This window comes from Parabacteroides sp. 20_3, from assembly GCF_964238835.1.
Taxonomy (GTDB): Bacteria; Bacteroidota; Bacteroidia; order Bacteroidales; family Tannerellaceae; genus Parabacteroides; species Parabacteroides distasonis.
Map to the genome: position 1 here is coordinate 111,387 of NZ_CAXSNO010000009.1, position 12,685 is coordinate 124,071.

Annotated in this window: 12 protein-coding genes; 11 read left to right on the plus strand and 1 reads right to left on the minus strand. The window is 53.8% G+C overall.

The features are described from left to right. Position 1 precedes the first annotated feature (1 nt). From ACESPU_RS17740 to ACESPU_RS17780, 9 genes are all read left to right on the plus strand, one after another. Complete coding sequence (locus tag ACESPU_RS17740) at positions 2-1,273, plus strand: ABC transporter permease (RefSeq protein ID WP_057326926.1); 1,272 nt, start codon at positions 2-4, stop codon at positions 1,271-1,273. A 25-nt stretch (positions 1,274-1,298) separates the two neighbouring features. After that, entirely contained in the window at positions 1,299-2,552 is a 1,254-nt protein-coding gene (locus ACESPU_RS17745; protein ID WP_373133578.1) for an ABC transporter permease, read from the plus strand. Between the two features lie 30 nt (positions 2,553-2,582). Then, on the plus strand, positions 2,583-3,854 hold the full coding sequence (locus ACESPU_RS17750) for an ABC transporter permease (protein WP_158532292.1): 1,272 nt from the start codon (positions 2,583-2,585) through the stop codon (positions 3,852-3,854). Between the two features lie 55 nt (positions 3,855-3,909). Continuing rightward, the gene (locus tag ACESPU_RS17755) at positions 3,910-5,178 is read left to right on the plus strand and encodes an ABC transporter permease (protein WP_122379940.1); all 1,269 of its coding nucleotides are present in this window, start codon (positions 3,910-3,912) and stop codon (positions 5,176-5,178) included. A 50-nt stretch (positions 5,179-5,228) separates the two neighbouring features. After that, positions 5,229-5,510 carry a hypothetical protein gene (locus tag ACESPU_RS17760; RefSeq protein WP_146334088.1) on the plus strand — a complete coding sequence of 94 codons (282 nt, stop codon included), beginning with the start codon at positions 5,229-5,231 and terminating at the stop codon, positions 5,508-5,510. Beyond that, positions 5,500-5,850 carry a hypothetical protein gene (locus tag ACESPU_RS17765; protein WP_057326923.1) on the plus strand — a complete coding sequence of 117 codons (351 nt, stop codon included), beginning with the start codon at positions 5,500-5,502 and terminating at the stop codon, positions 5,848-5,850. Before ACESPU_RS17760 ends, ACESPU_RS17765 begins: the two co-directional genes overlap by 11 nt. 198 nt (positions 5,851-6,048) lie before the next feature. Then, positions 6,049-7,311, plus strand: a complete 1,263-nt coding sequence (locus ACESPU_RS17770; protein ID WP_158532293.1) for an ABC transporter permease — start codon at positions 6,049-6,051, stop codon at positions 7,309-7,311. Positions 7,312-7,315: 4 nt separating this feature from the next. Beyond that, positions 7,316-8,587, plus strand: coding sequence for an ABC transporter permease (locus ACESPU_RS17775; RefSeq protein ID WP_158532294.1), 1,272 nt, complete (start codon positions 7,316-7,318; stop codon positions 8,585-8,587). 227 nt (positions 8,588-8,814) lie between these two features. After that, a complete protein-coding gene (locus tag ACESPU_RS17780; protein WP_005854666.1) occupies positions 8,815-9,480 on the plus strand; it encodes an ABC transporter ATP-binding protein in 666 nt (221 codons plus the stop codon). A gap of 121 nt (positions 9,481-9,601) precedes the next feature. Here ACESPU_RS17780 and ACESPU_RS17785 read toward each other — a convergent pair whose 3' ends face one another. Continuing rightward, positions 9,602-10,009 (minus strand): DNA-binding domain-containing protein, encoded by a 408-nt coding sequence (locus tag ACESPU_RS17785; RefSeq protein WP_227154259.1) that lies wholly within the window; start codon positions 10,007-10,009, stop codon positions 9,602-9,604. Positions 10,010-10,078: 69 nt separating this feature from the next. On the opposite strand from ACESPU_RS17785, the gene ACESPU_RS17790 reads away from it, so the two are divergent. Then, on the plus strand, positions 10,079-11,380 hold the full coding sequence (locus ACESPU_RS17790; protein ID WP_122144339.1) for an ABC transporter permease: 1,302 nt from the start codon (positions 10,079-10,081) through the stop codon (positions 11,378-11,380). A 9-nt stretch (positions 11,381-11,389) separates the two neighbouring features. Next, complete coding sequence (locus ACESPU_RS17795) at positions 11,390-12,658, plus strand: ABC transporter permease (protein WP_122382513.1); 1,269 nt, start codon at positions 11,390-11,392, stop codon at positions 12,656-12,658. Positions 12,659-12,685: the final 27 nt, after the last annotated feature.

Sequence of the window (12,685 nt, forward strand, 5' to 3'; positions counted from 1 at the left end):
GATGTTCAAGCAATACTTTAAACAAGCCATCCATGCGCTGAGAGAGAATCGTCTTACAAGCGTGGTTTCTATCTTGGGTGCGATGCTGTCGGTGGCCATGATCTTGGTTGTCGTGTTGCAATTCCAAATCAAGCTGGTAGGTTATAGCCCCGTATCGAAGCGAGACCGGATGCTTTATATCTACTCCGTGAACACTAAATCGAAGGATGGGAGCGAGAATAACAATACGGGCCTTTCCGCCGAGACGATACGTGAATGCCTCTATACGCTGAAAAAGCCCGAGGCCGTAACCGTGACGGCACAGAATAGCCACGTTATCTCCATTCCGGGTAAACGATTGTTCGAGGAATATACTGTCTATTATACCGATCCCGCCTTTTGGAAAGTATTTGACTTCAAGTTCCTTTCCGGCAAGCCTTTTACGGAGGCCGATTTCAATTCCGGTCTGCCTCATGTGGTTATTTCCGATAAGTTGGCGGGTATCCTGTTCGGTACCCAAGACGTGGTCGGTCGTGATATCTTGGTAAATAACGTGATGCCTTGCACGATCGCGGGAGTGGTAAAGCGCCCGTCGAAAGCGGCCAGCGAGGCATTCGCCGATGTATGGATGCCTTATACGGCGAATACCCTGTACACCAATAGCGGAGGTTGCGACGGGATGTGTGGCCCTTTCGGGGCGGAGATCTTGGCGCATAAGCTCTCGGACATCGATTCCATATATGCGGAGATCCAGCAAGGGGTAGCCCGCTACAACGCCGGCAAAGCGGATTTCATCTTGACGATTCCCAAGCCTTTCACCCATCTGGAACTGGCCTTAGGTTCCGGTAGTCGGTATGGCTATAACCGGGTAGGTTGGGGCGAATACCTGAAGACAACTGGCTGGGTGCTTCTGTTCCTGCTGCTGGTACCGACCTTGAATCTGACAGGGATCGTACAATCCGCCGTACAGAAAAGGCGGCCGGAGATGGGGCTTCGCAAGGCTTTTGGGGCTACCGGTGAACGTCTGTTTACGCAGGTTGTTTGCGAGAACCTGATCATTACGTTGATAGGAGGTGTTTTGGGGGTAGGTTTGTCGGTCGTATTGCTCTATGTAGGCCGGTCGTTCTTGCTGACAAAAGATACGGTGATAACTTTTGGCATGCTTTTCCAGCCCTTGTTGTTTGTGGCGGCCCTGTTCTTTACGTTGGTATTGAATGTACTAAGCTCGGGATTACCCGCATTCCGGATAGCGAGGGAGCGGATCGTGGAATCGTTGAAGGATGCGAACGTGTGAAAAATAACTACTGAAAAGGAATGATATGATCAAGCATATACTAAGTATAATATGGAACCAGCGCCGAAGTAACAGTTGGATATTCGCGGAGTTGTTGGTGGTGGCCGGTGTGTTCTGGCTGATGGTCGATATGTTTTATGTGGACACGCGAACCTATTACTCTCCCCTCGGATTCGATATCACGAACGTATGGCGTTTCAAGTTAAGCGAGCAGGAACGGAACCCTTCGGATTCGCTTCCCGGGCTATCCGAGCCGGAGAAGCTGACCCGCTTGATGTCGCAAATACGCCAATGGTCCGAGGTGGAGGAAGTTTGCGCTACTTATTACTCCTGTCCCTACTCGATGGGAAATTCTTGGAGGGAGATAGAGCCTCTGGATGGTGACACGAGCTTAACATCCGGGGAGAATTTCCAGATCCGGAATGTCACCCCGGAATATTTCAAGCTTTTCCGGATCAAGACTCCGGAGGGGAAACCTGTAGCGGACGAGATCGCCGGGATACATAACGCCTTGGTCTTGTCCAAGGAGATGGCAGACGTGTTTTATCATGGCCGGCTGGCTCGTGGAAGGATGGTGAGGCATAGTAAATTGGATAATACCTTTACGGTCGCCTCCGTATCAACCTCTATCCGGACCGACGAGTATAAATCTCCGGAGCCATGTTTTTTTCAGAGCCTTGAGGGGGAATTGTTTAACGAGACTGTCAATCAGTTTGGAGCCCGGAATGCGGAGCTTTGCGTCCGGATGAAAAGAAACTATACACGGGACGACATGAATCGTTTTCTGAATGAGATGGGAGACCGGTTGGCGGCGGACAATCTATTTGTCTATGGCATCAGCAATATCAGGGAGTTCCGGGATATTCATCTGGATGGCAAGGGGCGTGAGATGAGCAATAAGTTCTCCTTGATGGCCTTCATGCTGGTAAACGTCTTTTTCGGCATTATCGGTACGTTCTGGCTCCGTGCGCAGAACCGCCGGGGAGAGATCGGCTTGAGGATGGCGCTGGGTGCTTACGATGGCACGTTACGGCGGTATCTGTATCTGGAAGGTCTTTGCCTATTGGCGTTAACCCTTCCGTTTATCGCCCTCTTCGCTATCAATATGGTGGCGACGGATGCTATAGATACCTATCGCCTGCCGTTTACGACGGGGCGTTTCGCTATCTCTTTCGGTATAACTTATTTAATGATGAGCGGCATGATCTGCCTCGGTATCTGGTTGCCTGTGCGCAAGGTTACCCGAATGGTCCCGGCGGAGGCGTTGCATTACGAATAATATGTAGAATAATAACAAACGATTAGATTTATGTATAAGCAGTACATCAAACAAGCGGTTCAAATGCTGCGTGAAAATACGCTCGTAAGCGTAATCTCTATTTCGGGAACGGCCCTTGCGATCGCCATGGTGTTGGTGATGGTATTGGTGTTCCAGATTAAATCCACGGGATATGCCCCTGAGTCCAATCGGTCTAGATTTATGTATGTCTGGGGTACGGAAGTCGGTACGAAAAATCCCAATGGCCCGGAGTATAACCGTGGAGGCATGTCCAGCGAGGTCGTGAAGGAATGTTTCTATACCTTGCGGAAACCAGAGGCCGTATCCGGCTATTGTAGTGATAGCCATTCCTTGTCATTGCCCAATAGACGGCTCTTCAAGGAGTATGAGATTTGTTATACGGACGCGGGCCATTGGAAAATATTCGACCATCCTTTCGTGGAAGGGGGCCCCTTTAGCGAGGCTGATTTTCAATCCGGTATACCGAAGATGGTGCTGTCGGAACAAGTGGCGACCGATTTGTTCGGAACGGGACAGGCCGTCGGGCGGCAGGTCGTGATGGATTTTATCACTTTCACCGTCTGCGGTGTGGTGCGTGACATACCTTCTTCATTGATGAGCTCCTACGCTCAGGTATGGATACCCTATAGCAGCAATGAGGCCCTGACCCGTGTAAATGGGGAGTATGGGGAGAATATGGCCGGTTATTTCAGCGTGGCCTTATTGGCTCGTTCCTCTTCCGACTTCGATGCCATACGCTCGGAGCTAGACCAACAGGTCCGTCGCTACAATGACAGCAAGACCGATTATAACGTAGGTTTCCCTTCCGGGCTACTTTCCCAGTTGGATACGGCCATGGGAAGCGGCGCTTTTCAAAAGGTGGACTGGCCTACCTTCTTGGCCGGATCGGGCGCTTTCCTATTCTTTTTGCTCTTGGTCCCGGCGCTGAACTTAACGGGCGTGATCCAATCGTCCGTGCAGAAGCGGAAAGAAGAGATCGGTTTACGTAAGGCTTTCGGGGCTACGGGGCAGAATCTTTTGATGCAGATATTATCGGAGAACTTTGTGCTGACCTTGATCGGTGGCGTGATCGGTATCGGTCTCTCGATGGTGTTGCTGGTGGTAGGGAAGCCTTTCATGTTGAGCGAGAACGTGAGCCTTACGGCGCCTATGCTTATTAAACCGGGCTTATTTATCTCCGCCCTTATCTTTACGTTCTTGCTGAATATATTAAGCGCCGGGATACCGGCATGGCGTACGACACGGCAACCGATCGTAGAAGCGTTAAAGGGGAATGAGTGAATCCAATGAATAATGAACAATGAGTTGTCAATTGTCAACTATCAACTATCAAATTATGATTAAGCATATATTTAAAATAATATGGGCCCAGCGCAAGAGCAACGGCTGGATACTGGGCGAGTTGGTTATCGTGATGTGCGCCCTTTGGTTTATGATGGATAAGTTATGGGTGGATGTGCGCTGCTATAACGCCCCGATGGGATATGATATCTCGAATACGTGGCGTTTCAAGCTTTCCACACTCTCGTCGAACGCCCCGGGTTATGTGCCCGACTCACTTTACGACTCGAATGCGACACAGGATTTGTTGAAGCTTATGGAACGTATCCGCCAAGAGCAGGAGGTCGAGGAAGTATGTGTTACGTATTGGTCCATGCCTTATTCAAACGGAAGTTCGTGGGGTACGCTCCTTCCCTTGGGCGCTGATACCTCGAAGGCGGTAGGACAGAACTACCACAAGCTGAAAGTATCTCCTTCTTATTTCGATGTATTCCGTATGAAGGATAAGGAGGGCCGTGCCATCACCCCGCTGGTGGAGAACGCTTACCGCCCGCTCGTCGTGACGGCGGAGGCGGAGGATTTCTTCTTCGGGGGGCAGTCCGCCATAGGCCGGCAGATCTCGGAGAATGACGACCTTTCCGAGCCTTTCACGATCGCCGCTGTCCTTCCTACCTTCCGTAGCAATGACTTCGACCGTCCGGAGAACTGCGCTTTCACGATATTGAAAGGTGAGTCATTGCAGGAGTTCGTGAAGAATTTCGGCGTAAGGAGCGCTGAACTATCGGTACGTACGAAACGCCCGATGACCGAGGATGAGATGTACGTTTTCTTGGAGAAAACAGCGGATCGGATGACGGTAAATAACACCTTCGTCCACGGTGTCACCCTCCTTGCCGACCAGCGTGATGACCAACTCCGGTTTACCAAGAACGAGAACAGCAAGAAACTCTCCATGATGGCCTTCCTGCTCGTGAACGTATTCTTCGGTATCGTAGGTACGTTCTGGTTGCGTACCGAGCGGCGGCGTAGCGAGATCGGTCTCCGCATGGCGATCGGTTCCAGCCGGGGCAGGCTGGGCGAGTACATGTATCTGGAAGGTCTGGGCCTCTTGGCGATCACTGTGCCGATCCTACTGGTCTTCGTCTTCAATATGGCCTTTTTGGATAAGCTGGATTCCTACCGCGAGCCCCTCTCCATCCTCCGCTTTCTAGTAACCCTCAGCGTCTCCTACCTCCTGATGGCCGGCATGATCTGCATGGGAATCTGGTTCCCTGTCCGCAAGGCGGTAAAGATGGCTCCGGCGGAGGCGTTGCATTACGAATAAATTGTCTATCTTTGCGTCTGTCAATTTATTAATGAGAAAGGAGCAAGCTTATGACAGCTATAGAATTAAAAATGTCGTTACTGCAAGAGGTGATGTCTTTGGAGGATGAACAGTTGATCAAAAAGGCCCTCGACAGCGTCCGCCATATGAAGATGGCTGCCTTTGGTAAGGCAACCCCGGTAGAGAAGCCGGCAGACGATTACGCAGAGCCTACCAAGGAGGAGATCTTGGCGGGGCTAAGGAATGCCCTGCAAGACGTGAAGGATTTGCGTGAGGGCAAGGATGTGGGGCATAAGTTTAGAGACTTAAGTGAGTTGCTCAATGAGGTATAGGATAAAAACCCATCAAGACTTCGATAAAGAGTTCAAACGTCTCTGTAAGAAGTATAGCTCATTGAAGGCTGATTTATCGGCTTTGGGTAAGTCTTTGAGCGAGAACCCCGATCAAGGGACGAGCTTAGGCAAAGGCGTTCGCAAGGTACGCATGGCCATCGCCTCCAAAGGAAAAGGAAAGAGCCATGGGGCGAGAGTGATTACTTGCACGGAGGCCATTGTCTGCGCAGATAATGAGGGTACGGTTATTCTCCTCACGATCTACGATAAGGCCGACCGTGACTCCATTTCGGCAGCCGAGATCGATGAACTGCTGAGATCCTTACGTTGGGAATTATAAAATCTGAAACTGTCCATAATCGCTGTCCGATAACGAATCAAGTGTTCGTTATCGGACAGCTTTTTTTACGGGGTGATGTTAGGAATCAGGCGGTTACGTTTTTGGCACGTTATTTGCCTCCGTAGGGGCACAAAGTCGGACGATAACAAACAATCACTGTTTTAGTCGGGTAATAGATAATTTATAATACAAAGGTTTATGATAAAGCAATACATTAAACAAGCGTTGAGGATGATCGGGGAGAACAAGCTGTTGAGCGTGATCTCGATACTCGGTACCGCCTTGGCCATTTGCATGATCATGGTGATCGTCATCCTGTATGTCGTGAATACGGCGAGTTTCAAGCCGGAGGTAAACCGTGGCCGCACCTGCTACATAATGACCGTCATGAGCAATGGCAAGGATGATAACCGGCGCATCTCCTACTCGTCGTTGGGACTGCCCTTGGTGAAGGAATGCTGCTATCCGCTGGAAGGGGCGGAGGCCGTTACCGCCATCAACATGGATCGCTACAGGCCGTTGACCGCCTCGTCCATGGACGGGCTTAAGAACCGGACGAGTTACATCTCTTATACGGATACCGCCTTCTGGAAGATCTTCCAGTTCGATTTCCTGCAAGGAGGCCCCTTCAGCCCGGCGGCTTTCACGAGCGGTATCCGCGACGCCGTGATCAGCGAGAGCGTGGCCTTGGCCCTTTTCGGCACGGACCAAGTCGTAGGGCGGGAGATGAAGCTCGATTTCATCGTCTACAATATCTGCGGGGTCGTGAAGGACGTATCCCGGTTCGCTTCGAAAGCGTGGGCGGAGGTCTGGATCCCTTACACGGTGCAGGACGACGGGGGATACCAAGAGGGCATCAACGGCTCGTATAGCTGTTGCGTCCTGCTGAAACCGGGTGTCACGAGGGAGGAGTTGAGGACCGAGGCGTTGCGGAAGGTCGAGGAGTTCAACGCCAAGACCCGGGATGTCAAGGCCGATATCCTTCACCAGCCCTCCACCCAGATCGAGGAATGGATCGGCGGCGGTAGCGAGTTCGGGGCGAACCTCTTCTACCTCTACGTCCGTTACGGCATCATCCTTTTCATCCTCCTGCTGGTTCCGGCCTTGAACCTATCGGGCATCACCCTGTCGAGGATGCGCCGCCGGATGGCCGAGCTTGGCGTACGTCGGGCTTTCGGGGCCACGCAAGGCACCATCCTCTGGCAAGTGCTGTCCGAGAACATGGTCTTGACCCTGCTCGGCGGACTGCTGGGATTGGCGATGTCGTACGGCGCCATGTTGTTGCTGAGGGACTGGTTGTTGGCCACCTCGCTGGGGAAGACGGGGCTTTCCACCGGGATGTTTAACGGGGCGGTCTTTATCGCCGCCTTCCTGTTCTGCCTCGTGCTGAACCTGTTTTCCGCCGGCCTCCCGGCTTGGCGAATGTCAAGATTGAATATTACGGACTCTATAAATGGTTGACGCTATGTATAAGATGATTCTAAAACAACTCTGGAACGAGCGCAAGGGGAACTTGTTTATCTGGTTAGAAATGCTCGTGGTCTCTATCTTCCTTTGGTACGCGGCGGACGCCTTGTTCGTGATGTATAAGCTCTACTCGCAATCATTAGGTTTCAATATCGAACATACGTATCACGTGAGCTTCGGCGTGATTCCGGAGGAAAGCCCCGACTATGACACGACCTCCGTGCATAGCGAGCGGGGAGGCGGGGATTATCTGACCTTGATGGATCGCATCCGCCGGAACCCCTCCGTGGAATCAATCTGTTTCACCACCGGCGTGCATTTCCATTACCGGGGATCGAACCAATACGCCACGTTCCGGAAGGACTCGTTGATCCGTAATGGCTTCGTGCGTTACGTATCGCCCACCTATTTCGAGGTGTTCGACGTAAAGACGGCACAAGGCGGGTCCCCCTCGGAGTTGGTGGACGCCCTGCGTGACAACCAAGTGGTGGTGACGGGTACGGTCGCCGACAGCTTCTTCGGCGATCCTGCGGCGGCCGTGCGCCAAGAGATCTATATCACCGACCAAGGCTCTCGTGATAGCGTGGCCTACCGTATCGGTGGTGTCTGCGAGAAACAACGTTACTGCGAGTTCACCGGCTATGATTACGCTTACTATAAGCTGGTGGACGAGAACAAGGTGGCCGAGGAGGGCGATTGGGTCGGAGAGGGCTTGAACACCTTCATCCGGGTGAAGCCCGGTGCGGACGGCGCCGCTTTCGCCGTCGATTTCCGGAAGGAGATGGAGCAGCAATTGCGCGTGGGTAATATCTATTTGAAGGATGTTTTCCCGATGTCCCATTACCGGGACCAGTTCCTTGAGCGTTGGTTGGATCAAGTCCGCCTTTACGTGGCGGGCATCGCCTTCTTCCTGCTGAATGTCCTGCTCGGCGTGGTGGGAACCTTCTGGTACCGCACGCAACAAAGGAGCGCCGAGATCGGCCTCCGCATGGCGATGGGAGCCACCCGCAAGGGCATATTCTGGCAATTGGTGAAGGAGGGCTTGGCGCTACTCACCATCGCTTTCATCCCCTCCGCCGCTATCTTCGCCAACCTGCTGTATATGGAGGTGACGCAAAGCTCGGAGATACCGCCCGACATGGCCTCACGCCTGTTGTTCGGCTTCGTGTTCTCGTATGCGGTGATGGCTGCGATGATTGTCGTAGGAATCAGTTTCCCGTCTTACCGGGCCATGCGGATGCATCCGGCGGACGCCTTGCGGCAGGAATGATCGGACACGGACGGCACGGATGGCACGGGCATCCGTGTCCGGAAACGAACCGACTGTTCGGAAATGAATCGACTGTTCGATAACGGACAGTACTTTTTTATGGAGATGTCATGGAATCAATGAGATACGTTTCTGGCACGTAATTTGCTTTTAGGTGGCAAAGCCTAGCGATAGCAAGAGTTTAACAATAACAAGAGTCAAACAATAACAATTAAAATATTACAGTCATGATCAAACTAACGAATTTACAGAAGATTTACCGTACGAAAGAGATAGAGACAGTCGCGTTGGAAAACGTGAACCTAGAGGTACAGCAAGGCGAGTTTCTCAGCATTATGGGACCCTCCGGATGCGGGAAATCCACCTTGTTGAATATCATGGGCCTGCTGGACTTGCCTACCTCCGGCACGGTCGAGATCAACGGTGTGAACACGGTAGGCATGAGCGACAAGGAGTTGGCCGCTTTCCGTAACAAGCAACTAGGTTTCGTCTTCCAGAGCTTCCACTTGATCAATTCCCTGAACGTGCTGGACAACGTGGAGCTTCCCTTGCTCTATCGCAAGGTCTCTTCCTCGGAGCGCCGCAAGCTGGCCGAGGCCGTGCTGGAGAAGGTCGGCCTCAGCCACCGTATGCGCCATTTCCCGACGCAGCTCTCCGGCGGCCAGTGCCAGCGCGTGGCCATCGCCCGCGCGATCGTAGGTAACCCCGACATCATCCTCGCCGATGAGCCGACCGGTAACTTGGACTCCAAGATGGGTATCGAGGTCATGGACCTGCTTCACCAACTCAACAAGGAGGACGGCCGCACCATCGTAATGGTAACCCACAACGAGGCGCAGGCCAAGCAAACCAGCCGCACCGTGCGCTTCTTCGACGGAAGGCAGGTGCAGTAAGGGAGCCGTATACGGGGGATCTCCATGTGTGAGGCACTGCTGGTGGCACCTTGCCTCATAGCTATGAGGTACGATACCTCAAACGTATGAGGCAAGGTATCACCCGCGGTGTCTCGATACCTCACATCACGGTGAAGGTAAGCGTACCATACCGGGGCTCTTTATAAAGGTGATAAGTAGGGGTGAACTGGGTGCAGACGATGGCTTCCCACTCGCCTGCCCCGAAAGCGAAGCCGGGGATGAAGCAGAGCCGCTGCCCGCTGTTGACGAGCATCTCCTTGCGGAACTCGCTCCGTTTGTCTACGACACGGGTGGCGATGTCATCGATGCTGAGCGTACGTTGCCATACGACGCTTCCCTTGTAGCTTGCGTTACCGGGCAGGTGGCTCTTGTTGACGCGGATGCTCAGCTTGCGAAACGGCTTGGGCAGCTCCGACTTAGGTATTTCTTCATCCATGATCTCGTGGTTTAATGAATGATTGAGTGGCAAAGATAAGAAAGATAACATGAATAGTATTTGGAAATACATGCCAAGCGTATAATAATTACGGAAAGCAGGCGGCAGATACCCATAAAACGAACTAACAAATAATGAACGATGTACAAGGTATACCTTAAACAAGCTTGGGCCTTGATGGGGCAGAATCGCTTCTTCACCGCCGTTTATATCATCGGTACGGGCTTGGCGATCTCGATGGTGATGGCCATAGCGGTGGTCTACCATATCCGGACGGCGAATATCGCCCCGGAGGTGAGCAGGGACCGGATGGGCTACGTATTGAACGTATCGTATGAGTTCAACGGGGGCAAAGGCTCGTTGAACAGCGGTTGCGGGCCCCGGTTCGTGAAGGAGGTCCTCTACGGCCTCGAGACACCCGAGAAAGTGGCGGTCACCACCAACGCCGCCATCATGCCTTATGAGGTGGGGGACATCTTCATCCAAGCGCCGGGTAGCGACGAGTCGCCGAAAGTACAATTGATGGGATGCGACGACGCGTTCTGGCAAGTCTACCGTTTCAGCTTCTTGGACGGGAAGCCGTTCGCCAGTGCCGAGTTCCTTTCCGGGATGCCCCGCGTGGTGCTCGACCGTTCCTTGGCACGCCGCCTGCTCGGGCGTACTGAGGTAGCCGGTCAGACCGTCTTGATCAACGATATAGAATATACGATTAGCGGCGTGGTGGAGGATATATCCGCCGTCGCTTCCGACGTTTGCGCCGAGGCGTGGGTACCCTACACCTCGATGGCAAGTATCATGGATACCGCCTTGGAGGAGCGGGAAGGCTCGGTGGGACTGCTGCTCGCCAACTGCCTGCTGCGTGACGCCTCGGACCTTCCGGCCCTCTCCGCCGAGTTGGAGAAGGGAGTAAGACGCTACAACAGCGGCTTGCGGGAGGGACAAGTGAGAGTGGAGCCGCCCTGCTCGTTCGGCGACCGGTTATTGTCGCGGTTGTTCGGGCCGGAGACGTATATCGTCTTGGGCGTCGCCCTCTTCCTCTTCCTGCTAGTCCCGGCGCTGAACCTCTCGGGCCTGAACGCCTCGAGGATGCAAGACCGGGTGTCTGAGCTAGGCGTACGCAAGGCCTTCGGGGCGTCGCGGAAGACGTTGATGGGGCAGGTCTTCTGGGAGAACATGCTGCTGATGTTGCCCGGGGGCATGGCGGGATTGCTGTTCTCGTACGTGCTGGTGTCCGTATTCCGGGGCATCCTTCTTTCCCCCGGTTTGCATAGCATGGGCTCCGGGGCGGGTAACGATATCTTCCTCTCGCCGGGGATGCTGCTGAATATGGAGGTGTTCGCCTACGCGTTCGCTGTCTGCGTGGCGCTGAACCTGCTCTCTTCGATGATACCCGCTTGGCGTACCGTGCGGGTGAGTATAACGGACGCGTTGAACGATAAATAGGATACGGCTATGGTAACACATCTATTAAAGTTGATAAGGTCCCGTTTGGGAGGAAGCTGCTGGATACTGGTGGAACTGCTGGTCGTATTCGTGATCCTGTGGTTCATGATGTACTACTTCGTGGCGCAAGGGATGCTGACGCGGATGCCGGTGGGCTTCAAGCTGGATCACGTGTACAACGTGACGCTCGCCATACGGCCGTCCGACAGTCCCTCGTTCATCGCCTACGAGGAGGGAAGCGAGGAGCCGGTGCGGAATATCGAGCGTATCGTGGAGCGTATCGAGCGGCATCCCGACGTGGAGGTGGTAGGGCTCTCGTACTATTCGCTGCCTTATACCGACTCGAACATCGGCAGCAGAGTCTTGAAAGACTCGATCAACCAGCGGGTGCGGGCAATGACCGTCTCGCCGGGGTATTTCCGGGTGTTCGGCATCCGCTCCGCTACGGGAGAAAGCCCGGAGAGACTGGGGCAGACCCTGTCGGGGCTTCGGGAGGGGCGGGAGATGATCCTCTCCGCCGATCTGGCGAGCAAGCTATACGGCCATACCGACGTGATCGGGGCCGAGATCTATAATTACAACGATACCCTGCCCTGTCACGTGATAGCGGTTACGGAGCCGGTACGAAACTCCGAGTACGATTCCCGGAATCAGCATAGTGTCTTCTCTCCACTGGACTTGCGGGGGATGTTCGGCAAGGGCCAGTTGGACGAGAAGGGACTCATGCGAGTGCAGATCACGTTCCGCACCCGTCCGGAGGTCTCTACCTCCAACTACGCCGCCAAGTTCCGGAAGGAAATGAGTAGATCCTTGATGGTGGGTAATTACTGGGTATCGGAAGTGAGAGACTACGAAGGGATACGGGCCTTTTATCTCGAGAACTCGGAGCGGACAAGCGCCCATCGGCTGGTATCGGCCATGGGATTGTTCTTCTTGGTGAACGTGTTTCTGGCGGTGATCGGTACGTTCTGGTTTCACGTGAGCCGTCGCCGTTCGGAGTTGGGGCTACGTATGGCGATGGGCTCCACCCGCAAGGGTATAGAGGGGCTGATGATCGGCGAGGGCTTGTTGCTGCTGGCGATCGCTTCCGTGCCGGGCTTGCTGATCTGCCTGAATCTGGCGGTGGCCGATATCGTGCCCTGCGGCGTGATCCGCTTCACGGCCATTAGCCTGCTGACAGGGGGTGTCTTGGCGTTCGTCGTCTTCTTGGCTATCTGGTACCCGGCCCGTAAGGCGGCCCGGCAGGAACCGGCTGACGCATTACGGTATGACGGATAATAGAAAACAGGTAACACCCGGTTGTAG

What these genes read in the sequence shown, in the direction of transcription:
- ACESPU_RS17740 (WP_057326926.1), top strand. Translation starts at nt 2, where the DNA reads ATGTTCAAGCAATACTTTAAACAAGCCATCCATGCGCTGAGAGAGAAT.
- ACESPU_RS17745 (WP_373133578.1), top strand. Translation starts at nt 1,299, where the DNA reads ATGATCAAGCATATACTAAGTATAATATGGAACCAGCGCCGAAGTAAC.
- ACESPU_RS17750 (WP_158532292.1), top strand. Translation starts at nt 2,583, where the DNA reads ATGTATAAGCAGTACATCAAACAAGCGGTTCAAATGCTGCGTGAAAAT.
- ACESPU_RS17755 (WP_122379940.1), top strand. Translation starts at nt 3,910, where the DNA reads ATGATTAAGCATATATTTAAAATAATATGGGCCCAGCGCAAGAGCAAC.
- ACESPU_RS17760 (WP_146334088.1), top strand. Translation starts at nt 5,229, where the DNA reads ATGACAGCTATAGAATTAAAAATGTCGTTACTGCAAGAGGTGATGTCT.
- ACESPU_RS17765 (WP_057326923.1), top strand. Translation starts at nt 5,500, where the DNA reads ATGAGGTATAGGATAAAAACCCATCAAGACTTCGATAAAGAGTTCAAA.
- ACESPU_RS17770 (WP_158532293.1), top strand. Translation starts at nt 6,049, where the DNA reads ATGATAAAGCAATACATTAAACAAGCGTTGAGGATGATCGGGGAGAAC.
- ACESPU_RS17775 (WP_158532294.1), top strand. Translation starts at nt 7,316, where the DNA reads ATGTATAAGATGATTCTAAAACAACTCTGGAACGAGCGCAAGGGGAAC.
- ACESPU_RS17780 (WP_005854666.1), top strand. Translation starts at nt 8,815, where the DNA reads ATGATCAAACTAACGAATTTACAGAAGATTTACCGTACGAAAGAGATA.
- ACESPU_RS17785 (WP_227154259.1), bottom strand. Translation starts at nt 10,009, where the DNA reads ATGTATTTCCAAATACTATTCATGTTATCTTTCTTATCTTTGCCACTC.
- ACESPU_RS17790 (WP_122144339.1), top strand. Translation starts at nt 10,079, where the DNA reads ATGTACAAGGTATACCTTAAACAAGCTTGGGCCTTGATGGGGCAGAAT.
- ACESPU_RS17795 (WP_122382513.1), top strand. Translation starts at nt 11,390, where the DNA reads ATGGTAACACATCTATTAAAGTTGATAAGGTCCCGTTTGGGAGGAAGC.